This is a genomic window from Ekhidna sp. (assembly GCF_965247405.1).
In the GTDB taxonomy this organism is placed as follows: domain Bacteria; phylum Bacteroidota; class Bacteroidia; order Cytophagales; family Cyclobacteriaceae; genus Ekhidna.
Genome location: NZ_OZ252014.1, coordinates 2,005,853 through 2,029,775, shown reverse-complemented (window position 1 = coordinate 2,029,775; position 23,923 = coordinate 2,005,853). Strand labels below are relative to the sequence as shown.

The following is a 23,923-nucleotide window of genomic DNA, read 5'->3' as shown; positions in this document are numbered from 1 at the left end:
ACAATCTTATTTTCCAAAAAATATTTAACAATCTTATCCACGTATCCACAGCCCTAATAATAAGAATAGTATTTAATTAAACTTTATATATATAATATAGGTATGTATATATGTTGAATCATCTCGGTATGTTTAGAAAAATTCTTATTCACTTATTTATTCCATTCAATTTGATAATCGCTCAGCAGCACGATCAAATTCAATTGGCCAATGAATATTATCAACAAGGTGAATTAGAAAAGGCACAAATCATATACGAGGAGCTTACTGCAAATCCATATAATCTTCAGTTGATTGCTAACAATTACCTCATATTACTTAAATCGACAGGAGCCTATGATGATGCAGAAAAATTTCTCCAGAAAGCGATTAAAACTTTTCCATCAAACCTCCAATTCCATGCGAGCCTTGCAGGCGTTTACAATGAATCCGGAGATACTGAAAAGCTCGAGAAATTTATTGATGATCTGAGAAAGCAATCCAGATCAAATCCCTTTCAATTAGGAATATTGGCTCAGTACATGGCCAATGAACAACTCTACAATGAAGCAATTTTATTTTTCAAAGATTCTCGGGAAATAAGAAATAATCCGACGGTTCATGCATTGGAGCTCGCTTCTATTTATCGCATGGTCAACGATAAGTCAGCGATGATTGAGGAGTACCTAAATTATGCATCCGATAGTCCCAACCGACTGAGCTACATTAAAAATCTGCTTCAAAGTTTTATTCAGGAAGAAGAAGAATTGGATGAACTGGAATCTACGCTCATTAGAAAAATGCAGGAAGATCCGGATGACACAAAATTTGCTGAGCTTCTGATCTGGGTCGAGTTGCAACGAAAAAATTTCTATGGTGCATTCATCCAGGCCAGAGCAATAGACAAACGAAACGAAAGACCGGGAGATCGAACCATGAGTATTGGTAGGATCGCTTTAGAAAACCAGTCTTATGAAGATGCGGAGGAAATATTCAGGTATGTTGCTGCTACCTATCCAAACTCCAGAAATTACCAATACGCCAGAAGATTGTGGATGGAAGCCAAAGAAGAAAAGATCAAGAACATTTATCCCATCAATCAGGAGGAAATCAGAGAGCTGACCAATCAATATCAACAATTATATACCGAGCTCTATCCATCTCAAACAGCATTCGATGCACTTCGAAGCAAGGCATTACTTCATGCCTTTTATCTGGATGAAATTGATTTGGCTGCCAGGCTTTTAAATCAACTGGTTGATAATCCTCGAGCTGGAATTCAGCTCATATCAAAAAGCAAATTGGATCTAGGTGATATCTACCTCTTGAAAGGTGAACCATGGGAAGCAACTCTTCTTTATTCTCAGGTTGAAAAAGCATATAAAAGTCACCAGCTAGGTTATGACGCTAAACTCAGAAACGCTCGGCTCCATTACTTCACAGGTAATTTTGCCCTGGCAAAAGGTCACCTCGATATTCTAAAGAAAAATACGACAAGGGAAATTTCGAATGATGCTATTGCGCTCGGAATGCTGATAACTGATAACACTGCACTTGATACCACAGATGCGGTAATGCAGGAATTTGCAAACATTGAGTTGCTGATTTTTCAAAACAAAAAAGCGGAAGCTAATGATCGCCTCACCAAAATGTTGGATCAGTATATGCATCACTCTATAACAGATGAGATCTATTGGCTAAAATCAAAATTGGAACTTGAAGCAGGAAATCATGATTCAGCGATCAATTACCTCGATCAAATCCTTACAGCCTACTCCTATGATATTCTAGCGGATGATGCAGCTTTCAAAAAAGCGGAAATTTTCGACTTTCACATCAAAGATATTGAGCAAGCCAAAACGTTATATCAACAATTCCTGATTGATTATCCGGGAAGTATGTATGTGGCAGAGGCGCGAAAGCGATTCAGAAGATTACGGGGAGACTTCATCAACTAGTGGTAACACCGCTGTTTGCTTAATCTTTTTCAAAACCATCATGCTTTGAACCAGGCGGATGTTGTTTAGCTTGGCCAGTTTCCGATTCACAAACTCAGCGTATTCATCCATATCACGAACCAGTACTTTCACTAAAAAATCAAATGTCCCCGCCAAATGATAGCACTCCATTACTTCATTGAATTTTGCTATCTCAACCTCAAACTCTCTTAAATAATCAGACTTATGTGATTCGAGTGTAACAGAGGAAAACACTTCAAAACCAAACCCGGCTTTTTTAGGATCTACAGAAGCATGATATCCAGTGATTAACCCCTTTCTTTCCAACCTACGCAAGCGCTCATAAATGGGAGTGATGCTTAGTCCCAACTCAGCACTCAATTCTTTCATAGTAAGTTTTCCATTTTGTTGAAGTAATTGAACAAGTTTCTTATCTAAATCATCCATGACATTTTCTTCATCTATCTACTAATTAATACCAATATAGAAAATACATAAACTTTAGTAATAAATTTTAGATGATTTTTCTGTTCATGTTTGAATTGATGGACAAATCAATCACCTTAGTTAAACAAATTACACGATATGAAAAAGATGAGTCCGGAAAGTTTGATGATGTCATATGGTTTCAAACCTGAATTGTCAGAAGGAGCAATTAAGCCACCGATTTTTCAAACCTCAACATTTGTCTTTCGAAGTGCTGAGCATGGGAAAGCGTTTTTTGAGCAGGCCTATGGCCTTAGGGAAAAAGATGAAGGAGAAGAACTAGGACTCATCTATAGTCGATTAAATAATCCAGATCTTGAAATCCTGGAAAATCGGCTGACACTTTGGGATCAATCCGAAGATGCTGCAGTTTTTGAAAGTGGAATGGGAGCAATTACTACCACCCTGCTTCGATTTTTGGAGCCAGGTGACCTGCTTGTACATAGCAACCCTATCTATGGAGGTACGGATCATTTTGTAAAACACGTGCTTCCGAAATTTGGGATCCACATTCTGGGTTTTGATCCGTTGGACAGCCAGGAGCAAATTGAAAAATTAATTCAGGATTCTGGACATGCAGATAAGTTGAAAATGGTCTACGTTGAAACGCCGGCTAACCCAACAAATCAGCTGGTAGATCTGGAAATGTGCCGCTCCATAGCTGATAAATTTCAAAACGGGGAAGAACGACCAGTTGTAGCTGTGGATAACACATATATGGGTCCGCTTTGGCAGCATCCATTAAAGTATGGTGCAGACCTGGTGCTTTATTCCGCAACCAAATACATCGGTGGTCACAGTGATGTGATTGCTGGTGCATGTCTGGGAAGTAAGGAACACATCTCCATGATAAAAGAAATGCGAACGTTTCTTGGAAATATGGCCGGACCCTGGACGGGTTGGTTGCTGCTACGAAGTTTAGAAACATTGAAAGTTCGAATGGAGCAACAAGCCAGGAATGCAGCACGTGTATATGAAGAAATCAAGGATCATCCAAAGGTGAAGACCATTCATTATCTCGGAGCTCTAAAGCCAGGTACTCGTCAGCATACGATTTTCGAAAAGCAATACACTTCAGCGGGAGCTATGCTTTCCATTATTCTTGAAGGAGGAGAAAAGGAAAGTTTCAAATTTTTAAATAACCTGAAATTGATCAAACTGGCTGTCAGCCTGGGAAGTACCGAATCTTTAGCACAGCATCCGGCTACAATGACTCATGCAGGGGTAGATCCAGAAGATCGAAAAAAATTCGGTATTTCAGACAATTTGGTAAGACTATCGGTAGGTGTGGAAAATGCTGAAGATTTAATCTGGGATATCAAGCAGGCCTTGGAATCATAAGTATTCGAACCTTCCTGATAGAAAGTTTTGAAAGATAGCTGACATACCATTTTTATTATGGCTAGGTAATTCAAAACAAAATTGCTTTTTTGTAATTTTATTAGTTATGAAAAAGTTTATTCTGTCATTCTTGATAATCTGGAGTATCACCTCCTGCTCTACGTATGATTACGTTGTAGATTCAGACTACAATTACAACGGAAAATTTCACAGATATAAAACATTTGATTTTGCCTCTAACCAAAGCTTTGCTGGTGTTTTAGAGGATAAAGAAATTGTAGAAAGCAGCCTGAAAGGAATACTACAGGCATGGGGCTACAGGCACAGAGATCGGAGGCCAGATTTGGTTGTCGTTTATTCCATTTTCTTTGATGAGCTGAATTTCAGAGGATATTCGCAACCAGAGTTTCGCGCTTGGTTAAGACATAATTTTTCAAAAGACAAACTTGCAATGAGCGATGATTCATTATCAAGTACTTATGATGAGAGGGAGACGTATGCTCCTCATTTGAAAGAAGACTATGACAAAATCAAATACAGTCTAAGAGAAGGGACCATTCTTATTTCCTTTCTGGATCGAAAAAGAAACCAAACAGTGTGGCAGGGTTATGCCTCAGGTGTTTTTGGTACGGACGCTCAAAGAAACGAACGTGTAATGAAATCAGCGGTTATTCAAATTCTTGATGAGTATAAAATCCTTGCTTTCAGTGAAAGCAGTTAAAGCAAAATCACACTCGGTGGAGTCGGTTCCATTAAGGATGGATCCGGTGAGAAATGTTTATTCATAAAGCCATTCATTTCATCAATTGTTTTGTTCGACAGCAGCGGAAGCAGTTCCTCCATTACCTCTCCAGAAATCATATATGGAGGATTATCAAGATTTAGGCTTTTTCCCTTGCAATGAGCATAAATCTGATATTCGCTACAGTCCTCAACCCCGGTTTTTTTTATCATGCAATTTCTAAGATTATCCTTCGGAGTTTTCTCCTGCATTTCCAGCCTCGATTGAATATCGATGTTATCTTGAAAGTACTTCATCATCTTTTCCCAAGACTCTTTGGAAATCTCCTTTCTCATTTTTTCAGCACAATCCATACAAATGGCATAATCGAATACCACATCTTGTGCTGAATAACCCTCATAATTCTTTATTGCTTTCTCAATGATATACTCGGTATCATCATCCAGCAGATATTTTTCACATTCGATACATTGCTCAAATGGCGCATTAGTCTCAAACGAATAAAAGTCTTTGGGAATTCTATTATCGCTCATATCTCAAATCTAAAAGTAAAAGCATGAGCGACGAAAAATAGTATGCATGCATAACAAATTTTGCTATATTTGAATTATATAGTGCGCTTATGAAAAGAGAAGAAACGGTCGATTACAATATAAAAGGACTGTGGCACAGTATTTCCAGAATGTACAATCAATTTGGATCTCAGTATGACATCACCGCCTCTACTGGCTTTGTGCTCCTAAATATAGATGTTGAAAATGGAACTCCGGCAACTAAGATAGCTCCACTTCTTGGGATGGAATCAAGAAGCCTCACCCGGATGCTTAAAGCTATGGAAGAGAAAGGCTGGGTTTATCGGGAAAAGGACCCAACAGATGGAAGGTCCGTTCGAATATTTTTATCTGATATTGGAAAGGAGAAAAGAGAGTTATCCAGAAGAGCAGTCAGAGAATTTAATGCTAAGATCAGATCACTTGTCGATAAAGATCGTTTAAATACCTTCTTTGAGGTTGCCCAGGAGATAAGTGAAATTGTTGAGGACCCTTCTTTGTTTAATAAAATAGCAGAGCAAATTTCAAGAGAATTTGCAAATGCTGGACTCGTACAAAATCATTAATAATAAATCGTCAATACATAAACCTAAATATGAAACGAACCATTAAGAAAGCAGCAGTCTTAGGATCTGGAATAATGGGATCAAGAATAGCCTGCCACTTTGCGAATATCGGAGTGGAGGTCGTTTTGCTTGATATTGTACCCAGAGATTTGGATGATAAAGACAAAGACAATCCGGCAGCCAGAAATAAACTGGTGAACGATGCGCTTCAAACAGCCATCAAATCAAATCCTTCACCACTCTATGATAAGGATAAAGCCAGATTGATTGAAACGGGCAACTTTGATGATGACCTATCCAAAATCAAAGATGTGGACTGGATCATCGAGGTAGTTGTAGAAAACCTTGACATTAAAAAGTCACTTTTTGAAAAAGTTGAAAAAGAGAGAAAACCGGGAACACTTATTACTTCCAATACATCGGGTATCCCTATTCACTTAATGTTGGATGGTAGAAGTGAAGATTTCCAAAAGCATTTCTGCGGTACTCACTTCTTCAATCCTCCTAGATATCTAAGATTGTTGGAAATAATCCCGACGGAAAAGACAGATCCGGAGATTGTGGACTTCTTCATGAAATATGGGGACCTTTATCTGGGAAAAGAAACCGTGTTGTGTAAAGACACGCCGGCATTCATTGCGAACCGAATCGGTGTTTATTCAATGATGTCTGGTATGCATGCCATTTCTGACACAGATTTTTCGGTTGGAGAAATTGATAAGTTGACAGGACCGGTAATCGGCCGAGCAAAATCAGCCACTTTCCGAACATCTGACTTAGTTGGGTTGGATACCACAGTGAATGTGGCTAATAACCTATATGCCGCTCTTGACAAAGACGAGTCAAAGGATCGGTTTAAACTTCCAAAAATTGTCAAGGAACTACATGATCGAAAGTGGTTGGGAGATAAAACCCAGCAAGGCTTTTATAAAAAGGTAAAAGAGAATGGCAAAAAAGAGATTCTTGAACTTAACCTAAAAACGTTCGAGTACGAGCCTAAGAAAAAATCAAAGCTTGATATTCTAGACAAAACCAAAAACATAGAAGACTTAAACAAGCGACTGCAAATTGCTATTTCACTTAAAGGCCCGGAAGGCGATTTTTACAGAAAAACCTTCTTTGACCTTTTTAAATACTGCACGTATCGAATTCCTGAAATAGCGGATGAATTGTTCCGAATTGATCAGGCTGTTTCGGCTGGATTTGCGTGGGAAATGGGCCCGTTCGAAACCTGGGATGCGATGGGATTGAAAGACATTCTTGCTCAGATGAAGGAGGCCGGTGAAGAACCAGCATCATGGGTACAAGAAATGGTGGATGCGGGATTCGAAAGCTTCTATACCTATGAGAAAGGTAAAAAGATGTATTATGACATTCCGTCCAAATCTTACAAGGTGGTACCTGGCACAGAGGGCTTGATCTTCCTGGACGCATTTAAGGAAAACAATATAGTATGGGAAAAACCGGGTGCTACTATCTACGACATTGGAGACGGTGTGCTAAACCTGGAGTTCCATACTAAAATGAACTCGGTGGATGCAGATGTAATCGAAGGCATCAACACTGCAATTACGATGGCCGAGAAGGACTATCGTGGAGTGGTGATCGGAAATGAGGGCCAGCAGTTTTCTGCGGGAGCAAACCTAGCTATGCTTTTCATGTATGCGGTTGATCAGGAGTTCGATGAAATTGACCTCATGGTCAGAACTTTCCAAAACACGATGACTAAAGCACGCTTTTCAAGTGTTCCGGTTGTTGCAGCAACTTCAGGCCTAGTGTTAGGTGGTGGTTGTGAGTTGTCCCTTCATTGTGATGCAATTCAGGCACATGCTGAATCATATGTTGGTTTGGTAGAAGTAGGGGTTGGTCTGATTCCGGGAGGAGGAGGCACCAAGGAGATGACCTTACGGGCGGCTGATGAGTTCACCCCAGGAGACCCGGAGTTGAACACACTTCAGGAATACTTCATGAACATTGCAACAGCTAAAGTGGCTACCTCTGCCGCAGAGGCTAGAAAAATGAACATCGTAAGGGCCAGCGATGAAGTTACACTTAACAGAACCCGACTTTTGACTGACGCAAAGGAAAAAGTGTTGGCTTTAGCAGATGCAGGATATACTCAGCCGGTTCCAAGAGACAATGTGAAGGTTCAGGGCAAGGCCGCTTTGGCAATGTTTTACGCTGGAATCGAAGGAATGAAATATGGATCCTACATTTCTGATCACGACAAAAAGATCGGTCAGAAGCTGGCGTGGATTATGGCAGGTGGAGATATTTCTGCGCCGACAGAAGTTTCTGAGCAGTACCTGTTGGACCTGGAGCGTGAGGCGTTCTTAAGTCTTTGCGGAGAGCCAAAAACTTTGGAAAGAATCCAGAGCATTTTATTCAAAGGCAAGCCTTTGAGGAACTGAGAATTGTTATAAAAACTAAAAGACTAAAAAGATGAATGCATATATAGTAGCAGGATATAGATCGGCGGTTGGGAGAGCCAAAAAAGGAGGCTTCCGCTTTTACCGCCCGGATGATTTAGCCGCAGATGTGATCAAGCATCTGGTAGGATCGATCAAAGACTTTGATGCCACACGTGTGGATGACCTAATCGTTGGTAATGCGATACCCGAAGCGGAGCAAGGATTGCAGATGGGACGATACATTTCACTTCTTTCTTTGCCAATCTCTGTTCCGGGAATGATCATCAACAGATACTGTGGATCTGGACTGGAGGCAATACACTTGGCATGTGCCAGAATACACTCGGGAACGGCTGATTGTATCATTGCAGGAGGAACGGAATCCATGTCTTTGGTACCAATGATGGGATACAAAGCAGCACTGAATTGGAAGATTGCAGAAAAGCATCCGGAATATTATTTGAATATGGGCCTTACCGCAGAGGAGGTTGCTAAGGATTTCAACATTTCTGCAGAAGACTCCAACAAGTTTGCGATGGAATCACATCAAAAAGCAGCGAAAGCAATTAAAGAAGGAAAATTCAAGGATGAGATTGTTCCTGTAGCTGTTGAAGAGACCTATGTTGGTGAAGATGGAAAAAGACATAAGAGAGAATTTGTCGTGGATACTGATGAGTGTGTTAGAGAAAACACCACAATGGAGGGCTTGGAAAAACTTCGTCCGGCGTTCAAACAAGGTGGGCAGGTAACCGCAGGAAACTCATCACCTACTTCAGATGGTGCTGCTTTTGTGATGGTGATGAGCGAAAAAATGGTAAAAGAGCATAACCTAGAGCCAATTGCCCAAATGATCAGCTATACGGCCGCAGGTGTAGACCCAAGAATTATGGGAATTGGTCCGGTCGAAGCAGTTCCAAAGGCATTGAAGCAGGCAGGCTTAAAGCAAGATGATCTTGATCTGATTGAGTTAAATGAAGCATTTGCCGCTCAATCTCTGGGTGTGATTAGAGGCCTTGATTTGGATACAAGCAAGCTCAACGTGAATGGTGGTGCGATCGCATTGGGCCACCCACTTGGGTGTACGGGCGCAAAGCTTTCCATCTCGCTATTCAATGAAATGAGAAGAAGAAAAGGAAAGTACGGCATGGTGACCGCCTGCGTAGGTGGAGGCCAGGGAGTAGCAGGTATTTATGAATTCCTGAACTAGCCCAAGAATTGGTTATAAATGAATAGGTCATCCATCGACAGGTGGATGGCCTTTTTTATGTTTGAAGGTAATGACCAAGCCATTATCTTGTGCTAAAATTCCAATACTATGAAGAACATCTTATCACTAGCATTAATCACCGCTTCACTTTTGTCAGTCGCGCAAACAGACAAAGAGCTTGCAGAGAAATCCACAAATCAGGCCATAATAAAAAGTCACATTGGCTTTCTTGCTTCTGACGAATTGAAGGGAAGAGATACTCCTTCTGAAGGTTTAAAAATAGCAGCTAAATATATTGAAAGCCGGTTTTTGGAATATGGCGTAGAGATGGCTCCAGGAATGGAGTCATTCATGCAGCCAGTACCAATGAAGAAAATTATGCCAAGAAAAATTGGTGTTGTGAAGGTGGGCAAAACAGAGCTTGAGCTGGAGAAAGATTTAGTCATTATTGAAGGTTATAAAAGTATTTTTGATCAACCATTTCATTTTGCAGAATATGGACTACCAGATCAACTAACCGAGGAAGATATAAAAGGAAAAGTTGTTTTTGCTTTGTGTGGTGATGGCGAAAGCCAAAGCCCACAGGAGTGGTTTACATTATCAAGTGAAAAGAGAGATCGCGTAAAAGAATTAGGAGGTCTTGCACTTGTAGAGCTTTATAGCTCAACGCAAATTCCATGGAATTTTTTAGTTCGCTACTTGAGTAGAGAACGGGTAGCTATCGATGAAGGAGATGATGAAGGGGGGATAACACATATTTGGTTAAACAGATCTGCTGATGATGCTTCATTCCTTGACTCGAAAAGGCCTGCATCAATTCTTGTTGGGGATATGGAGAATGAAAAGTTTGTCTCTCAAAATGTGGTTGGGTATGTAGAAGGAACTGACCCTAAGTTGAAAGATGAAATCATTGTCTACTCTGCCCATTATGACCATGTAGGAATTGGACAAGCAGACGCAAATGGCGACAGCATTTATAATGGATCAAGAGACAATGCAGTCGGAACAGTGACTGTGTTATCGGCAGCAAAAAGCATTGCGCAAAACCCCACCAAAAGGTCTGCCCTGTTTGTTTTGTTTACAGGTGAAGAAAAAGGACTACTCGGGAGCAAGTACTTTGTTGACAACTCACCAGTTGAGCTCAGCAAAATGGTTTATTGTTTCAATTCAGACAATGGTGGGTATAACGACACTTCAAAAGCAACCATTATTGGTTTGAACAGAACAACTGCTAATGACATGATTGTAGAAGCATGCAAAGCATTCGGACTTGAAGCGACTGATGATCCAGCACCCGAGCAAGGGCTTTTTGATCGATCAGATAATGTTCGGTTTGCAGTAAAAGGAATTCCAGCTCCAACCTTTGGAATGGGATTCACAGCGTTTGATGATGAGATTACTAAATACTATCATCAGCCAGCGGATAATCCGAATACGCTGGATTACGCTTATTTGGAAAAATTCTTTCGAAGCTATGTATATGCCTGCCGTATGATTGGCAATGCAAAAAAGGCTCCTTTCTGGGTGAAAGGTGATAAATACTATGATGCAGGAAAGACGTTGTATAAATAAAAGACAATCTACATATAAACGATAAAAGGCCCTTTTTAGGGCCTTTTGTCATTTTACAGGGATTAGTGGTGTACCTGGATTTTACTAAAATTTCTTATTTGAAAATACCTGGGAGTCCACTATGTGAGTGAGATAGTTGGCAAACCAAAGGATTAAGCGAAAACCTTGGACTCCCGGTATCTTCATAGATTAACCATCAACCTAAGAGCATATCATCTATTGTTTGTAATAAATGACAATATGAAATTAGGCATAAGGCTACTCTCAAAATCTGCTATTTGGGTACCCAAGGATTTAAAAACTTAGTAACCCACTGAAAAACAGGCTGTTATAAACAAATGTAAAATGAAGATTTACCCTATTCTAGGTAGTAGAATACCCAAAAGTGGGTAGGCACTAAAACGATGCAATTCCGTTCTGAAATGCGAATTTTACCAGCCCGACAGCATTTTTTGCCTTGGTTTTTTTCATCAGATTTTTCCTGTGAGTGTGCACGGTCTGTTCGCTTAGAAATAGTTTTTCACCTATTTCCTTCATGGTGAGTTCCTGGCAAATCAATTGTAGAATTTCAATTTCTCGTGGACTAATATCTGCACGTCTGGCCACACCTTTATTGAGGCCATCTTTTTGCACTTTCTTATGTAGCGCTTTGGAAACGAGTTGATTGTAGTAAAAATCGTTATTAACCACCGAAATGATAGCCTTATGTACTTCGTCAGGCTCGGCATTCTTCAACAAGTAGCTGTGAACACCGATCTCGATCAAATCAGAGATGATTTGAAGTGAATCATGCATGGAGATCATGATGATCTTAACATCTGGATGCTTTGCAGTGATCTTTTTGGAAGCTTCCCAGCCGTCCATCACGGGCATTTCCAGATCCAGCAGAAGCAGATCAAAATGTTTTTCACCAAGTTTATCCAATGCTTCCTTCCCATTTTCCGCGTCCTCGACATGCCCCACTTCATCAAAGGACTGTAAAAGCATCATAGTACCACGACGAAATAGCGTGTGGTCGTCTGTGACCAAAATATCTAGCTTATCTGGTTGACTCATCTCACTCGGTTGAGTGATCAAATTAATCAATCGAAGCTTCTAATTCCAAATCTACTTTAGCTCCGCCCTTCTCCTCGTTGTAAAATATGGGCTTAGCACCAATTGTTTGGGCCCTGTTTTTAACATTTAATAAGCCAATGCCATCACTGTTTTGGAGGACGTTCTCTGGAAATCCTTTCCCGTTATCAACGTAGGAAATGATGATTTTTGATTTCTCTTTTCTAATAGAAAGCTCCACAACAGATGCGTCTGCATGTTTTAGTGAGTTATTTACTAACTCCTGCACAATTCGGTAAAGCATTAAGGCTTGCGATTCATCCAGCGGTGGATCTACCCAATTCGTGATTGATAAGCTTAACGAAGAATTAGTGGTTTTGCCGAAAAGATCTTCAATCGCACGCTTAATCCCATATTTTTTTAAAATAATGGGCATCATCTGATGAGAGATATTTCTCACCTGCGTTATGGTTTCATCCAGGTGTCCAAGTACAGGTTTTAACTGGCTCACATCGTTTTTCTTGTTAGCCACTTGCAGATTGAGCTTAATAGACGAAAGCATAGCCCCAACACCATCATGAAGTTCAGTTCCCAGTCGGTTTCTTTCTTCTTCCTGGGATTTGAGCGTAGCGGAAAGCATTTCTTCCTGATGCTTTGTTTTAATGGACTGCATTTCCAATTCATTTTCAAGCACTTTGCGTCGATAGAGCAACACAAAAAATACGACCGAAAATGCCATGAGCATGACACCAATAGTGCCTATGATAACGAGTAAGATGATTTTACCTTCCAATATTTATTGATTCAAGCTCTGGTCGATACTTAAACTAAGAATTTTTCGAGTTATATGCTTTAGAAAATGCTACTAAAAACCAAAGCACCCCAGCAAAAATGAGGACCGTTCCATACACCACGATATTTACAATAACTTCAGTCATGCGGCTTTGGCAGGTTTTAAAGTATCTGGATAGCCCTTATCTATCAGGACAAGCGCGTAGAAGAGAATAAAGTTTTTGGTGATGTTGGCGACATTGATCAGCGTAGTAATCGAGGCAAATCCTTCTTGAGTTATTTGAAGATCGAAAATCAAATAATTCTGGAACAAGAAAATTAAGAGCATTACTGAACTGAAAGCGAATAGAGAGGTGATTATCCAAAATACGGGTAGAGATGATAGTTTAATCGAAGGGTTTTTGAGTAATTGAAGATATGATATTACCGAAAAGATAATTATAATCATACCCCCAGAGGTTGAAACAATAGTATTTACTTCGAAGAATGAGTAAGAAACTAAGAATGACAACACTGAGATTACAACAAAAGAAATCAGCACAGCAATCAAAAATTTCTTTTTTTCAGGCAAAATTCTCAAGTAAAACCATCCTGCAAGCAGGCAATTAAATAAGTGCCAAGTATTGATAAACCCATGATTGTTGGCGTAGATATACTTGGCATAGCCATAACCTAAAAAATCTGACAGAAAACTAACTAAAAGGATAAGAAAGACAATACCGGAGACATGATTTAGCTTCTTTGGAAAAAAAGCAAAATAAACTATCCCCGGAATGCCAGTATATCTTCCTAGTTGTGAAATTAGTTCTGAAAAATCTGTTAAATTCATTTTTTAGCTTCCAAAACCAGGACAATTTGGAGGGCACGGGGATCCATTATCTGCCGGATCATCGAAGTTATTATCTCTTAAACTACTTTTTACCGCCGCACCCAAAGACTTCATTTTTTTATTGAGGATGTTCCCATCTTCATCTGCAGGAAACAAAACAAGTCGTTCCTCTCCATCATCATTGATTCCTTTGAAGAACCAGATGCCTTCACATCCTTTATATTTCAATAAAGTCTCTAGAATGTCATCTCCATAGAGCCACCCAAAGGTTGCGTCAGGGTTTTCTTTCTGGTATCTTTTTACCCATTTCTTGGCTTCAGACTTCTTCATCTTCTTGCCAATCTTTCTTACATTTTTTTTAGCCATTTTCTATAAAGGTTTAGTTGGTTTGAAGACAATGGTAGCGTGATCTCCATATTAATCAAAGGAGACAGAAAGAAAAGGATCGAAAAATACCCAAAAGTGGGTAGTGCTGGGGGATGAAAAAGCAAGAAATTAGATCAAAAATGAAGAAGCAACTATATTTGCTCTTCATATAAAAAATGATCAGAAAATGGCAATGCTAGGAATAATTATCGGACTGTTTGTATTGGCAATTCTTTGCCCGTTTATTTTGCCAAACAAAGCAGTGAGCAAACACAAAGGAGATCACGTAGAATAAGAAAAAGATTAATTCTTTTTCTGATTTTCTTTTCGTGCGTTTACAAATGCCAGGGCGTGCGCGAACGCCACTAAAAAGATCACAATATTTACAAAAATATTAACGCCTTCGGTTACTGCTGGATTCGTTAAGTTCATTTTCTATTCTGTTTTATTGCTATTGCTTCCTAACTAATGAAGCTTTATGATGCGAAGATAGGTTCTTTCATCGCTTTCAGCAATTTTCTTACATCCATTTCATCGTTATAAATGTTTGGTGAAATCCGGATGGAGTCCCCCCGAAAACTTACACTTACCCGATGTTTCTTTAGTGACTGCTGAACCCTCGAAAGTTCTACACCCGAAGGAAGCCGCACACCCAACAGATGATTGGCTCGCCATGCCGCATTTTCAACTCTGTACCCCATTGCCGTCATTTCAGTAATTGAATCTGCCATTAAATCATGTGTATATTGTTGGATATTTTCTGGAGACCATCTGAGTAGCTGCTTGATGGCTTGATGAATCATAGGCACTAAAATAAAATTGCTATGCTCCCCTACCTCGTACCTAAGTGCTTTCTCGCGGTATGTTTCTTGATAATTTACAAGGTTACCAAAGTCATCACTGCCCTTTCTGTTTATCCAGTTTTCCTCAATCGGCCGTCCTTCATCAAAGGCAGACCCGTAATAAGCCAAGCCAATGGAGTACGGCCCCATCAGCCATTTATATCCAGCACAAACCAGTGCATCAGGACGAATCTCTTTTACACTAAAAGGCAAAGCACCTATTGACTGAGTACCATCTATAACCAACAGCCCTCCTACCTCATCTAGTTTTTCTCGGATTGTTTTTAACTGAAAAAGCGTTCCGTCAGACCAGTGGATATGACCCACAGCAACCATTCTGGTTTTAGAATTAATCGCATCTAAAATTTTTTCATTCCAACTCTCACCTCGATTATCACTTTGTGGAGGAGAAACGACGTTAATGGTAAAGCCCTTTTCTTTTAGTCGCACCCATGGATAGACATTACTTGGAAACTGCTCCTCCGCCAAAAGAATCTCTCCATCATTGAAAGGCAGATTCTGAGCCACATTGGCTAAACCATAGGATACGGAAGGAATAATTACAACCCTGTTTGGATCGTCGTTTTCAATCAGTCTGGAATAAGCTCCTCTAACCTGCTCACTCTCATGGAAAAAATCATCTACTGAAACCTTGACAGGATTTCTCTTCGTTTTCAATCCTTTGATACCAGCTTTTTCCACCTGTTTCATTAGCGGAGACATGTAAGCACAGTTTAGGTATGCGTTCTTACGCTGAAGCAAAAATTTTTGACGCTGGCATTTCATAGTTATAATTACTGTATGACTTTCAAGATATTGGATTCTAAACAAAAGGCAGAAGCCTATTTTGAAGATGGAGCACCGAAATTAATCAGAGCGGGTGAGAAAGAGGTATGTCTCGTGAGAAAGGGAAATGAATACTTTGCTTTTGATAATGCATGCCCGCATATGGGAGCCAAACTGCATCAAGGGAACACCAACCACTTGAATGAAATCGTATGTCCATTGCACACCTATCGATTCAACATGAAATCCGGAGAGGAAGCAAACAGAAGGTGCAAATCAATGAAAAGATATTATGTCCACTTAAATGAAGGTGGGCTTTTTATTGATTGCTAAGGCTTACCCGATTCTGAAAAATTTGACTACCCCGACTAACCAGTCCGCAATGCTTTGTGCGATTTCATTTCCTGATCCACGTCCCACGATATACAAAACGAAAAGAACATAGATGCTAAGAAGCAGGTAAGACTTTCGTTTGCCGAAGTACGAACCGCTTGTAAAAATGATAACAGCTAGAACAGTCAGCAACCAAAGTAAGAATCGTAGTTCACTACTTAGATCCACCAACTCCGGAGGCATATGGATAGGCCCATTGAGAATCGTAAAAATGAAAAGCGGGAAACCAAGCGCAAAACATATGTCGAAAATATTACTCCCAAGGGCATTGGAGATTGCATCATCATATTGACCTCTTTTCGCGTCTTTGATGGATATAATGGTGTCAGGAAAACTGGAGGCAGCTGATGCTAAGATCAAAGCCACGAACATGACCGGTATATTTAGTCCATCAAATTCACCAAGTCCGGCTACATGATAGGTTTCAGAACCCACCCACTCACAAGCCAGTACAAGGAAATAGCAAACAAGGGCAATAGCAACCGTTGAGAAAACCAATAACGACCATGCTCGAATATTGCTGATTGCATTGTTGCCAATGAAAACACGCTCCAAATCGAAAGTAACGAGTCCTTTCAAAAATGGGCCTTGAGGTTCTTCAGGACTTTCAAAAACTTCCTCGTTTAGTTGTCCTCCTTCTAGCATCTCTTCCTTTTCTGACTTTTTCATCGTGCCAAACATGTACACGATGTACACCACGTATACAAGCATTAGCAGCATTCCGTGATACCAATGTAAGGTGGACCCACTAATTAGAATTAAGAAGATCAGTTCTGCAATGATCAGGGCAATGCCATCTCTTAAAAGCACTTTTCTTGAAACTTCCACCCGTTTGGTCATTTTCATACCAATTACAGCAAGCACGGCAACTGCAGGAATTACCATTCCATTGAAAATAGCGCTACCTGCGGTGGTTCCAATTCCCCCTGAGAACCCCTCAGCATCTGAGAGCACGAAGAGGAAGAAAAGAGAAGTGAAAACTTCAGGCATTGAACTTGCGATCGCGTTGATTGTGGCTCCACGGACGCCTTCAGAGAGGTTTCTACCAATATATTCGGATGCAGTCATGAAGCCATCTCCGGCTCTCCAGATTATTATGCAACAAAACGTGATTAGCAGTAAAGGGATGATTATGCCCATGTATATTTTATTCGTTCAATGTTGTAAATGCGGTGACTCAATTAGCTGGAGATGGCCTAAATTAACAAAGATTTCTTTCAGGCAAACATGTTACTTGATCTTTTATCATGAGATAAGTCAACTTCAAACTGGTTTTGTCTAATTTTTCAGCTCAAACGACGATTATATGTATATCAATCTATCGGGCTTAAACATCCTGGTCACAGGGGCCAGTAGGGGAATTGGGAAGGCCCTGGCCACCAAGCTTGCAGAAGCGGGAGCAACAATAGCTGTTCATTATAATAAGAATGTACGTGAAGCTGAAAACCTGGCCCATATTCTTGGCAATGAATCTAAAGCATTTCAGGCGGATTTTTCGAAACCAGATGAGGCAGCCAAGTTATTTGAGCGGGTGAGTTTGGAAATGGGGAGTGTCGAGATTGTGATCAACAATGCAGGACTAGCCAAGCCATCTTCTATTGATGCCAAAGACGATGAGTGGATGAAAGCCTGGAATGAGACCATGATGGTAAACCTTAATTCATCGGCGATCATTTGCAAAAAAGCGGTGCAACACTTTATCAGCAGGAAAGCTGCAGGAAGAATCATCAATATTGCTTCCAGGGCTGCATTTAGAGGGGAAGAGGCAGAATATTTTTCGTATGCAGCCTCTAAGGCAGGGCTGGTATCTCTCACCAGATCCATAGCTCGATCGTATGGGAAAGAAGGTGTGAAGGCGTTTGTAATTGCACCAGGATTTGTACGAACGGATATGTCTCAGGAGTTTATGCAGCAATATGGGGAGGATCATGCGAAAGGAGATTTGGCTCTTGAGCGGCTAACAGAACCGAAAGATATTGCACCGCTTGTGACCTTTATTGCAAGCGGAATGGCAGACCATGCTACAGGAGCAACCTTCGATATCAATGCGGGAAGCTATTTACACTAATGAGGTTTCATTTTAGGGATTAATTCCTAAATTAGAAGGACGAAAACACAACAACAGCGATAATGGAAGATAATATTAAAAATCACCTGAGAGCCTTAATCCAACTTTCTATTATAGACAGAGACTTTGGACAACCGGAAAAAACATATGTTTATACAATCGGAAAAGCAAACAGAGTACCTGAAACTGAAATTGATGTGCTGGTAGAAGAAGTATTGAACTCAAAGGAAAATAGCGAAGTGAACTTTCAGGGGTTGCTCAGCGAAGAGCGGTTCGATTATCTGTATGATGTCATTCAGCTCATGAAGATTGACGGAGAAGTTTTTTTAACGGAAATTAAATACTGTGAAGAAGTAGCGGAGAAGCTGGGCTATGATAAAAAAGTTGTAAAGAAAATGTCATCCAGAATCTATGGAGATCCTTCAATCACCGGAAACAGAGAGGCTTTAATGAAGGAGGCCAACAAATTTTTGAAATAGTAATTAGAGAGAAATTATGAGCATTAAGGCGAAACTAAGTGTGCTGGTTCAGTTAGCAAACATCGATGGCGAATTTGCTGGTGAAGAAAAAGACCTGATTTATATGATTGGCAAGGCCAATGGAATCAGCGAGGATGAGATAAATAATATGGTGGAAAACCCAGAGCCTCTACCTCCACTCAGTACAATGTCAGAGGATGATAAGTTTGAGTATTTATTTCACCTGGTTCAATTGATGAAAATTGATAGTCAGGTTTACCTGTCGGAAATTAAGTTCTGTGAAGAGCTGGCGGAAAAGCTTGGCTTTAAGCGAAATGTGATTTCTGAGCTTTCAGCTAGAATTTATAGCGATCCTGCCATAGCGTCGGATATCTCTTCATTGAAGAGGGAAGTCAGAAAGCACAGAAACTAATACAAAATCCCGATGATTCATCGGGGTTTTTTTATGTCTCTTTCGGAATAAGTTGTTCGAAACTAATTCCGAAGTGATGCTCCAGCTTTGACAAAAATTCGTCCTCATGCAAAACGTCTGACACAGAATGTTCACCAAGCTCCACAATTTTTAACTTCCGCTCGGTTAACGTTACCCTGCCATTGGGTAAAAGCCGGGTAATTAGTTTTTTCTGAGTAAAAGGTGATGCCATGGCGGTTTGATGATATTCGCACATTTCGATAAACTGGATAAGTTGTTTTTCCTTGGTGGTAAACCGAAACAGAGGCTCATACTGACTCGTGTCCCTTGAAACCTTCAGAATAAGGTTCTCGTCCGGGTCTTCTTCTATCTTCCAATATTTTGTGTAGTCCATCTGCACTTCTCCCACCTTTATTCTCAAGGGATTAATGATCCCATCACCAAACCCCACATCTGCCAGCCAAAGATCATCATCTATGAAAACCAATATCGCCATGTGGTCAAAAGGACGACCGAACTCACCTGTTTCTCTACTTTTCACTTCTGCAGAAATTACATAACAATCAAAGCCAAGATTGCTAAGTAAGTGATAGAACAGCCCATTCAACTCATAGCAAAACCCTCCGCGTTTTCTATGGATCACTTTATCAAAAATCTTTCGATAGTCCAGGATGATCTTACTTCCATAATGAATATCCAGGTTTTCAAACGGAATATGGATGAGGTGTGCTTTTTGCAGGTCTTTTAAATACCTAAGTGAAGGGGCCTCTTTTTTTTGATCAATGCGTTCCAGGTATGCATCCACATCGATTTTGGGTGTCTTAGGACTATTTTGGAAAAAGTTTAGCTTCTTCAATTCTTTACATTCAACTCCTGCGACAAATTTCCGATCATGTTGTTTAGTGCTTCCTGCCAGGTTACATCTGCATCCCACTCTCCTACATGCACGTTTTTGGAGATGTTTTGTCTCACATAGAACTTGGATACGATCGCATCTCTTGGTATCGTTTTTACCCGGGTTTGATCCGGCATGATTGGTATGATTGAAACAAATCCGGTTTCACTTGGCAGCACCTCATAATCCAGCATCTGTTTGACGATACCCGCAGAGGCACGCACAGATCGCAACAGAAATTGGTATCTGTTTCTTTTTAAATCATCGTCAGACATGGGATCTATGAGCTCATACTCATACGGATATGATTTCATTATTTTCTCCAGCTCCCTGTTTTTAGTTTTTACCTCTTGGTTGAATTTCTTCACAAATGTCTGCGCATCTGCATCTGAAATGTTTGTAGAGTCAAGCAGGCTGAATCGTTCCACAGCCAGTTTGCTTCTTCTTAGTATGCCGGGATAATTCTTTAAAAGGGTGTTTTCAACAATGGAAAGCCCGCTAAGTACGTTTGGTTTTTCGGGTATCAAGAAGTTGTTTTTTTCCTGATCAGCTCTTCGTACCTCTTTACCAACTCCCAAAAGCAGGCCGTATAGGTCGTTGGCGGTTAAAAAAAACGCATCATTTCCATCTTTGATAAGTCGACGGTCCCCACTAAAAGGAGCCATTAGGAACTCATAACCTGATTCTGATTCAGTTACAAAAATGATGTTTTTCACCTTTCGTTGATTGAAAAGCTCAACGTATGCTTGCTTCGCACTGTTACTTGACGTAAAGTTGATGTCATGGAGGTAAAAAATAGCATCAATCCCCATCGTGATGAATGCTTTATGGACCTGGTTCAAAAGTTTTTCGTGCTTACCAACTTTTATAAAATCTTCCTTTATTTCAGGAATGGAGAAGATAACAGCTGAACGTTCACTACTTAATTGTTCGGGAACATTCAACGCCTTATTGAATGACACATAATTATAGATTGGAGTTTGACAGTGAAGCCATAAGCCAAGCATGCAAAGTAGTCCGGTGATATATCCCCTCATATTGAAATACTAAAGTGCTAATTTTATAAAAACTCAACTCTTAATTGTCTCAATTTAGTATAAGAATGAAAACACGATGTGCCTGGTGTGCCAACTCTTTTGATGAATATGTACGATACCATGATGAAGAATGGGGTGTGCCGGTCCACGAAGATCAAAAGCATTTTGAGTTTCTTGTCTTGGAAAGCGCTCAGGCCGGATTGAGTTGGGCAACTATTTTAAAAAAACGGGAAGGCTATCGAAAGGCATTTGCAGGCTTTAACCCTAGGATAGTTTCAGAATATGGTTCCGGTATGGTTGAGGACCTGTTACAAGACGCATCGATCATCAGAAACCGGGCAAAAATTGAGGCCACCATCAACAATGCCGGTCGTTTTCTGGAGGTACAAAAAGAATTTGGTTCATTTGATAACTATATCTGGCGGTTTGTGGGAGGAAAACCGATTATTAATAGTTGGAAAACAATGGGAGAAGTGCCCGTAACCACGAAAGAGTCTGACGAGTTATCCAAAGACCTTAAGAAAAGAGGGTTCAAATTTGTTGGTTCTACCACCATCTATGCACATATGCAGGCAATTGGACTTGTTAATGATCATACCACAGATTGTTTTAGATATGAGGAATTGAAAAACAAATAATTGACAAGCAGTAAGTTAAATTTGTGATTTAAAGAATCTAGCGGATGATTGAAAAACTGGAGGAAATAAAACACCGATTTGAGGAGGTGGGTCAGCTTATCGTGCAACCGGACATTGTTACGGATATGGAGAAGTACGGGAAGTTGAACAAGGAATATAAGGATCTTGAAAAAATTGTAGTCAAGTACAAAGAGTACACACAAGCAAAGAGCAATCTCAAGAATGCCAAAGAAGTACTAAGCCACGAAAAAGACCCTGAATTTCGTGATATGGCAAAAGCAGAAATTGATGAGCTGGAGCCACAAATTGAGAAGCTGGAGGAAGACCTCAAGATCATGCTCATTCCAAAAGATCCCAATGATAGTAAGAATGTGATTCTTGAGATCCGGGCCGGAACGGGAGGGGATGAAGCCTCCATTTTTGCTGGAGACCTTTTTCGCATGTACAAGTCTTATGCTGAAGATCAGAACTGGAGCTTTTCGGTGCTAAACTTTAATGAAGGAAGCGCCGGAGGTTATAAGGAAATTGTTGCCTCTGTAGAAGGCGAAGATGTTTATGCAAAACTGAAGTTCGAATCAGGGGTGCATCGGGTACAAAGAGTACCAGCAACAGAGTCTCAGGGAAGGGTACATACCTCAGCAGCTACGGTTGCAGTGCTCCCGGAGGCCGAAGAGGTGGATGTAGAATTGAACATGGGAGATATCCGTAAAGATACTTTCAGAGCATCTGGTGCCGGAGGTCAGCATATTAACAAGACTGAATCTGCAGTTCGTTTGACGCACGCTCCTTCAGGGCTTGTGGTTGAGTGTCAGGATGGACGCTCCCAGCACGCCAACTATGACAAGGCATTGAAGGTACTTCGCTCAAGGCTCTATGAAATGGAGCTGCAAAAGCATAACGCTGAAATCAGCAGTCAGCGAAAAAGCATGGTTGGTTCCGGAGACAGGTCAGACAAGATTCGCACATACAACTATCCCCAGGGTAGAGTGACGGATCACAGAATCAACCTCTCTGTGTATAACCTGCCTAATGTTATGAACGGCGATATTGAAGAGTTCATAGAGCAGCTGCGTATCGCAGAAAATGCTGAGATTATGAAAGAAGAAGCGGAATAGTCCGTTTTCATAACAGAATGAGAAACCTCCTCCTATTCTTTTGCATTGTTATCATGTGGTCTGCATGCGAGCCCACCGAAGAGTCCATATCTTTTGACCCATCCCTTTCCCTTGTTTTTAGCAATGACTCGGTAGCTTTTGATACACTACTATCAGAGCGAAGAAGTAGCACAAGAAGACTGACCGTCTACAATCCAAATGAGGAGGCAATCCAGTTTTCCGAAATTGCTTTAGGCAAAAGTGAAAATTCTGATTACAGTGTCATTATAAATGGCAAGCAGCAGCTTTCGGTAAGGAATGAACAACTACTAGGAGGTGACAGCCTCATGATTTTAGTTGAAGTGAACGTTCAAGCCAGAGACGAGAACCTTCCGTACCTGGTAAAGGACTCCATCATATTTAGATGGAATACCAATGAAGAACATGTTAAGCTGGTTTCTTATGGGCAGGATGCCACAGATATTGGAAACGTGTCGATTTGCGATGAAACATGGACAAACGATCGCCCCTATATTATTTCCGATACCGTTTTGGTGGGAAGCAGTTGCAGGCTGATCATTGAAAAAGGCACCAACATCTATTTTGAGAATGATGCGGCGTTATTTATTCAAGGTACACTTACCGCCGTTGGGGATTCGGCGGATCACATCGTTTTTCGAAATGCCCGGTTTGATGGAATATACGACCAGGTGCCGGGCCAGTGGAATGGCATTTATTTTCTCGAGGGAAGTGCCGATAACGAAATCGCTTTTGCCGAAATATTTAATGGTCAGATTGGACTAAGATTAGGAAGCCCGGATGACGATGATATACCGGATGTCCGAGTTTCTAATACTGAGATTTTTAATATGAGCACGGCGGGAATACTGGCATTTACATCGGACTTATCTGTCACAAATACGCTGGTTTATAATTGTGGCAGCTATCTGGTCGGAGGCTTTGCCGGAGGCAATTATTCATTTACGCATTGCACCTTTTCCAACGAACCAGCACTTTTTGTTCAGGACGAACCAACGGTGCAATTTTCGGATAATATTGTTATCAGCGAAGATGACTTGCTAACTGATGATCTGAGCTTGGAGATGACCAATTGCATTGTTTGGGGTTCAGGCGATAACGAACTTTTAATAAATAATGGAGGAGGAGCCAACATACTACTATCTCTAAATAATAATATCGTAAAAAGCGGTCTGGAATTAGCTAATAATTTCACTTCACAGGAGAGCAATTTCCCGGGGTTTACAAATGCCTTTGCAAACAATTACACCCTTGATACGCTAGCCTTTGCGAAAGACAAAGGAATTGATGCCGGAGTTAAAAATGACATCAAGGGTGTGCTTCGAGATAGCCAACCGGACATAGGCGCTTTTGAGCGCGTTGAAAAAGATTGATCAATAATCTAAAC

General features: G+C 40.6%; 25 protein-coding genes. 14 read left to right on the top strand and 11 right to left on the bottom strand.

Going from position 1 to position 23,923, the window contains the following annotated elements; all coding sequences use genetic code 11:
- The first annotated feature begins 128 nt into the window (after positions 1–128).
- Positions 129–1,937 carry a tetratricopeptide repeat protein gene (locus tag ACP14Y_RS09175; RefSeq protein WP_424962663.1) on the top strand — a complete coding sequence of 603 codons (1,809 nt, stop codon included), beginning with the start codon at positions 129–131 and terminating at the stop codon, positions 1,935–1,937.
- Here ACP14Y_RS09175 and ACP14Y_RS09170 read toward each other — a convergent pair.
- On the bottom strand, positions 1,914–2,384 hold the full coding sequence (locus tag ACP14Y_RS09170) for an Lrp/AsnC family transcriptional regulator (RefSeq protein WP_424962662.1): 471 nt from the start codon (positions 2,382–2,384) through the stop codon (positions 1,914–1,916). The two genes, ACP14Y_RS09175 and ACP14Y_RS09170, sit on opposite strands and share 24 nt — an antisense overlap.
- Positions 2,385–2,522: 138 nt before the next feature.
- On the opposite strand from ACP14Y_RS09170, the gene ACP14Y_RS09165 reads away from it, so the two are divergent.
- Together ACP14Y_RS09165 and ACP14Y_RS09160 are read left to right on the top strand one after the other, a co-directional pair.
- A complete protein-coding gene (locus ACP14Y_RS09165) occupies positions 2,523–3,764 on the top strand; it encodes a cystathionine gamma-synthase family protein (protein ID WP_424962661.1) in 1,242 nt (413 codons plus the stop codon).
- Positions 3,765–3,870: 106 nt separating this feature from the next.
- Positions 3,871–4,485, top strand: a complete 615-nt coding sequence (locus tag ACP14Y_RS09160; RefSeq protein ID WP_424962660.1) for a DUF4136 domain-containing protein — start codon at positions 3,871–3,873, stop codon at positions 4,483–4,485.
- Here the strand turns inward: ACP14Y_RS09160 and ACP14Y_RS09155 are convergent.
- Positions 4,482–5,039 carry a hypothetical protein gene (locus ACP14Y_RS09155; RefSeq protein ID WP_424962659.1) on the bottom strand — a complete coding sequence of 186 codons (558 nt, stop codon included), beginning with the start codon at positions 5,037–5,039 and terminating at the stop codon, positions 4,482–4,484. The two genes, ACP14Y_RS09160 and ACP14Y_RS09155, sit on opposite strands and share 4 nt — an antisense overlap.
- An 89-nt stretch (positions 5,040–5,128) precedes the next feature.
- Between ACP14Y_RS09155 and ACP14Y_RS09150 the strand changes: the two genes are divergently transcribed.
- The 4 genes from ACP14Y_RS09150 (at position 5,129) to ACP14Y_RS09135 (ending at position 10,813) form a co-directional block, all read left to right on the top strand.
- Complete coding sequence (locus ACP14Y_RS09150) at positions 5,129–5,623, top strand: MarR family winged helix-turn-helix transcriptional regulator (protein WP_424962658.1); 495 nt, start codon at positions 5,129–5,131, stop codon at positions 5,621–5,623.
- A 29-nt stretch (positions 5,624–5,652) separates the two neighbouring features.
- The gene (locus ACP14Y_RS09145) at positions 5,653–8,034 is read left to right on the top strand and encodes a 3-hydroxyacyl-CoA dehydrogenase NAD-binding domain-containing protein (protein ID WP_424962657.1); all 2,382 of its coding nucleotides are present in this window, start codon (positions 5,653–5,655) and stop codon (positions 8,032–8,034) included.
- 31 nt (positions 8,035–8,065) lie between these two features.
- Positions 8,066–9,241, top strand: coding sequence for a thiolase family protein (locus tag ACP14Y_RS09140; protein WP_424962656.1), 1,176 nt, complete (start codon positions 8,066–8,068; stop codon positions 9,239–9,241).
- Between the two features lie 108 nt (positions 9,242–9,349).
- Positions 9,350–10,813: a M28 family metallopeptidase gene (locus ACP14Y_RS09135; protein WP_424962655.1), complete on the top strand. Its 1,464-nt coding sequence runs from the start codon at positions 9,350–9,352 to the stop codon at positions 10,811–10,813.
- 396 nt (positions 10,814–11,209) lie between these two features.
- Here the strand turns inward: ACP14Y_RS09135 and ACP14Y_RS09130 are convergent, their stop codons facing one another.
- The 6 genes from ACP14Y_RS09130 to ACP14Y_RS09105 form a co-directional block, all read right to left on the bottom strand.
- Positions 11,210–11,869 carry a response regulator transcription factor gene (locus ACP14Y_RS09130; protein WP_424962654.1) on the bottom strand — a complete coding sequence of 220 codons (660 nt, stop codon included), beginning with the start codon at positions 11,867–11,869 and terminating at the stop codon, positions 11,210–11,212.
- Positions 11,870–11,891: 22 nt separating this feature from the next.
- On the bottom strand, positions 11,892–12,659 hold the full coding sequence (locus tag ACP14Y_RS09125) for a sensor histidine kinase (RefSeq protein WP_424962653.1): 768 nt from the start codon (positions 12,657–12,659) through the stop codon (positions 11,892–11,894).
- Between the two features lie 141 nt (positions 12,660–12,800).
- Positions 12,801–13,487, bottom strand: a complete 687-nt coding sequence (locus ACP14Y_RS09120) for a hypothetical protein (RefSeq protein ID WP_424962652.1) — start codon at positions 13,485–13,487, stop codon at positions 12,801–12,803.
- Between the two features lie 3 nt (positions 13,488–13,490).
- Positions 13,491–13,853: a hypothetical protein gene (locus tag ACP14Y_RS09115; protein ID WP_424962651.1), complete on the bottom strand. Its 363-nt coding sequence runs from the start codon at positions 13,851–13,853 to the stop codon at positions 13,491–13,493.
- Between the two features lie 303 nt (positions 13,854–14,156).
- Complete coding sequence (locus tag ACP14Y_RS09110; RefSeq protein WP_348279558.1) at positions 14,157–14,285, bottom strand: hypothetical protein; 129 nt, start codon at positions 14,283–14,285, stop codon at positions 14,157–14,159.
- A gap of 44 nt (positions 14,286–14,329) precedes the next feature.
- On the bottom strand, positions 14,330–15,418 hold the full coding sequence (locus ACP14Y_RS09105) for an aminotransferase class V-fold PLP-dependent enzyme (RefSeq protein WP_424962650.1): 1,089 nt from the start codon (positions 15,416–15,418) through the stop codon (positions 14,330–14,332).
- Positions 15,419–15,496: 78 nt separating this feature from the next.
- Between ACP14Y_RS09105 and ACP14Y_RS09100 the strand changes: the two genes are divergently transcribed.
- On the top strand, positions 15,497–15,814 hold the full coding sequence (locus ACP14Y_RS09100; RefSeq protein ID WP_424962649.1) for a Rieske (2Fe-2S) protein: 318 nt from the start codon (positions 15,497–15,499) through the stop codon (positions 15,812–15,814).
- Positions 15,815–15,817: 3 nt separating this feature from the next.
- Here the strand turns inward: ACP14Y_RS09100 and ACP14Y_RS09095 are convergent, their stop codons facing one another.
- Positions 15,818–17,014, bottom strand: coding sequence for a sodium:calcium antiporter (locus tag ACP14Y_RS09095; RefSeq protein WP_424962648.1), 1,197 nt, complete (start codon positions 17,012–17,014; stop codon positions 15,818–15,820).
- A gap of 166 nt (positions 17,015–17,180) precedes the next feature.
- On the opposite strand from ACP14Y_RS09095, the gene ACP14Y_RS09090 reads away from it, so the two are divergent.
- The 3 genes from ACP14Y_RS09090 to ACP14Y_RS09080 all read left to right on the top strand — a co-directional run bounded on the left by ACP14Y_RS09090 (position 17,181) and on the right by ACP14Y_RS09080 (position 18,833).
- Positions 17,181–17,942: an SDR family NAD(P)-dependent oxidoreductase gene (locus ACP14Y_RS09090; protein WP_424962647.1), complete on the top strand. Its 762-nt coding sequence runs from the start codon at positions 17,181–17,183 to the stop codon at positions 17,940–17,942.
- A 62-nt stretch (positions 17,943–18,004) separates the two neighbouring features.
- Positions 18,005–18,421, top strand: coding sequence for a TerB family tellurite resistance protein (locus ACP14Y_RS09085; RefSeq protein ID WP_424962646.1), 417 nt, complete (start codon positions 18,005–18,007; stop codon positions 18,419–18,421).
- 16 nt (positions 18,422–18,437) lie between these two features.
- A complete protein-coding gene (locus tag ACP14Y_RS09080) occupies positions 18,438–18,833 on the top strand; it encodes a TerB family tellurite resistance protein (RefSeq protein ID WP_424962645.1) in 396 nt (131 codons plus the stop codon).
- Between the two features lie 31 nt (positions 18,834–18,864).
- On the opposite strand, the gene ACP14Y_RS09075 is transcribed toward ACP14Y_RS09080, so the two are convergent.
- Together ACP14Y_RS09075 and ACP14Y_RS09070 are read right to left on the bottom strand one after the other, a co-directional pair.
- On the bottom strand, positions 18,865–19,689 hold the full coding sequence (locus tag ACP14Y_RS09075) for an arylamine N-acetyltransferase family protein (RefSeq protein WP_424962644.1): 825 nt from the start codon (positions 19,687–19,689) through the stop codon (positions 18,865–18,867).
- Complete coding sequence (locus ACP14Y_RS09070; protein WP_424962643.1) at positions 19,686–20,765, bottom strand: hypothetical protein; 1,080 nt, start codon at positions 20,763–20,765, stop codon at positions 19,686–19,688. The genes ACP14Y_RS09075 and ACP14Y_RS09070 overlap by 4 nt, the downstream gene beginning before the upstream one ends.
- A 65-nt stretch (positions 20,766–20,830) precedes the next feature.
- Here ACP14Y_RS09070 and ACP14Y_RS09065 point away from each other — a divergent pair, with 65 nt between their 5' ends.
- Genes ACP14Y_RS09065 through ACP14Y_RS09055 form a run of 3 tightly spaced genes read left to right on the top strand, consistent with a single transcriptional unit; the run spans position 20,831 to position 23,909 of the window.
- Complete coding sequence (locus ACP14Y_RS09065) at positions 20,831–21,403, top strand: DNA-3-methyladenine glycosylase I (protein ID WP_424962642.1); 573 nt, start codon at positions 20,831–20,833, stop codon at positions 21,401–21,403.
- Between the two features lie 44 nt (positions 21,404–21,447).
- Complete coding sequence (gene prfA / locus ACP14Y_RS09060; protein ID WP_424962641.1) at positions 21,448–22,518, top strand: peptide chain release factor 1; 1,071 nt, start codon at positions 21,448–21,450, stop codon at positions 22,516–22,518.
- 17 nt (positions 22,519–22,535) lie between these two features.
- Positions 22,536–23,909, top strand: coding sequence for a hypothetical protein (locus ACP14Y_RS09055; RefSeq protein ID WP_424962640.1), 1,374 nt, complete (start codon positions 22,536–22,538; stop codon positions 23,907–23,909).
- The last annotated feature ends 14 nt before the right edge of the window (positions 23,910–23,923 follow it).

Coding starts and splice junctions, on each gene's coding strand:
- ACP14Y_RS09175 (WP_424962663.1), top strand. CDS start 129: ATGTTTAGAAAAATTCTTATTCACTTATTTATTCCATTCAATTTGATA.
- ACP14Y_RS09170 (WP_424962662.1), bottom strand. CDS start 2,384: ATGGATGATTTAGATAAGAAACTTGTTCAATTACTTCAACAAAATGGA.
- ACP14Y_RS09165 (WP_424962661.1), top strand. CDS start 2,523: ATGAAAAAGATGAGTCCGGAAAGTTTGATGATGTCATATGGTTTCAAA.
- ACP14Y_RS09160 (WP_424962660.1), top strand. CDS start 3,871: ATGAAAAAGTTTATTCTGTCATTCTTGATAATCTGGAGTATCACCTCC.
- ACP14Y_RS09155 (WP_424962659.1), bottom strand. CDS start 5,039: ATGAGCGATAATAGAATTCCCAAAGACTTTTATTCGTTTGAGACTAAT.
- ACP14Y_RS09150 (WP_424962658.1), top strand. CDS start 5,129: ATGAAAAGAGAAGAAACGGTCGATTACAATATAAAAGGACTGTGGCAC.
- ACP14Y_RS09145 (WP_424962657.1), top strand. CDS start 5,653: ATGAAACGAACCATTAAGAAAGCAGCAGTCTTAGGATCTGGAATAATG.
- ACP14Y_RS09140 (WP_424962656.1), top strand. CDS start 8,066: ATGAATGCATATATAGTAGCAGGATATAGATCGGCGGTTGGGAGAGCC.
- ACP14Y_RS09135 (WP_424962655.1), top strand. CDS start 9,350: ATGAAGAACATCTTATCACTAGCATTAATCACCGCTTCACTTTTGTCA.
- ACP14Y_RS09130 (WP_424962654.1), bottom strand. CDS start 11,869: ATGAGTCAACCAGATAAGCTAGATATTTTGGTCACAGACGACCACACG.
- ACP14Y_RS09120 (WP_424962652.1), bottom strand. CDS start 13,487: ATGAATTTAACAGATTTTTCAGAACTAATTTCACAACTAGGAAGATAT.
- ACP14Y_RS09115 (WP_424962651.1), bottom strand. CDS start 13,853: ATGGCTAAAAAAAATGTAAGAAAGATTGGCAAGAAGATGAAGAAGTCT.
- ACP14Y_RS09110 (WP_348279558.1), bottom strand. CDS start 14,285: ATGAACTTAACGAATCCAGCAGTAACCGAAGGCGTTAATATTTTTGTA.
- ACP14Y_RS09105 (WP_424962650.1), bottom strand. CDS start 15,418: ATGTCTCCGCTAATGAAACAGGTGGAAAAAGCTGGTATCAAAGGATTG.
- ACP14Y_RS09100 (WP_424962649.1), top strand. CDS start 15,497: ATGACTTTCAAGATATTGGATTCTAAACAAAAGGCAGAAGCCTATTTT.
- ACP14Y_RS09095 (WP_424962648.1), bottom strand. CDS start 17,014: ATGGGCATAATCATCCCTTTACTGCTAATCACGTTTTGTTGCATAATA.
- ACP14Y_RS09090 (WP_424962647.1), top strand. CDS start 17,181: ATGTATATCAATCTATCGGGCTTAAACATCCTGGTCACAGGGGCCAGT.
- ACP14Y_RS09085 (WP_424962646.1), top strand. CDS start 18,005: ATGGAAGATAATATTAAAAATCACCTGAGAGCCTTAATCCAACTTTCT.
- ACP14Y_RS09080 (WP_424962645.1), top strand. CDS start 18,438: ATGAGCATTAAGGCGAAACTAAGTGTGCTGGTTCAGTTAGCAAACATC.
- ACP14Y_RS09070 (WP_424962643.1), bottom strand. CDS start 20,765: ATGAGGGGATATATCACCGGACTACTTTGCATGCTTGGCTTATGGCTT.
- ACP14Y_RS09065 (WP_424962642.1), top strand. CDS start 20,831: ATGAAAACACGATGTGCCTGGTGTGCCAACTCTTTTGATGAATATGTA.
- prfA (WP_424962641.1), top strand. CDS start 21,448: ATGATTGAAAAACTGGAGGAAATAAAACACCGATTTGAGGAGGTGGGT.
- ACP14Y_RS09055 (WP_424962640.1), top strand. CDS start 22,536: ATGAGAAACCTCCTCCTATTCTTTTGCATTGTTATCATGTGGTCTGCA.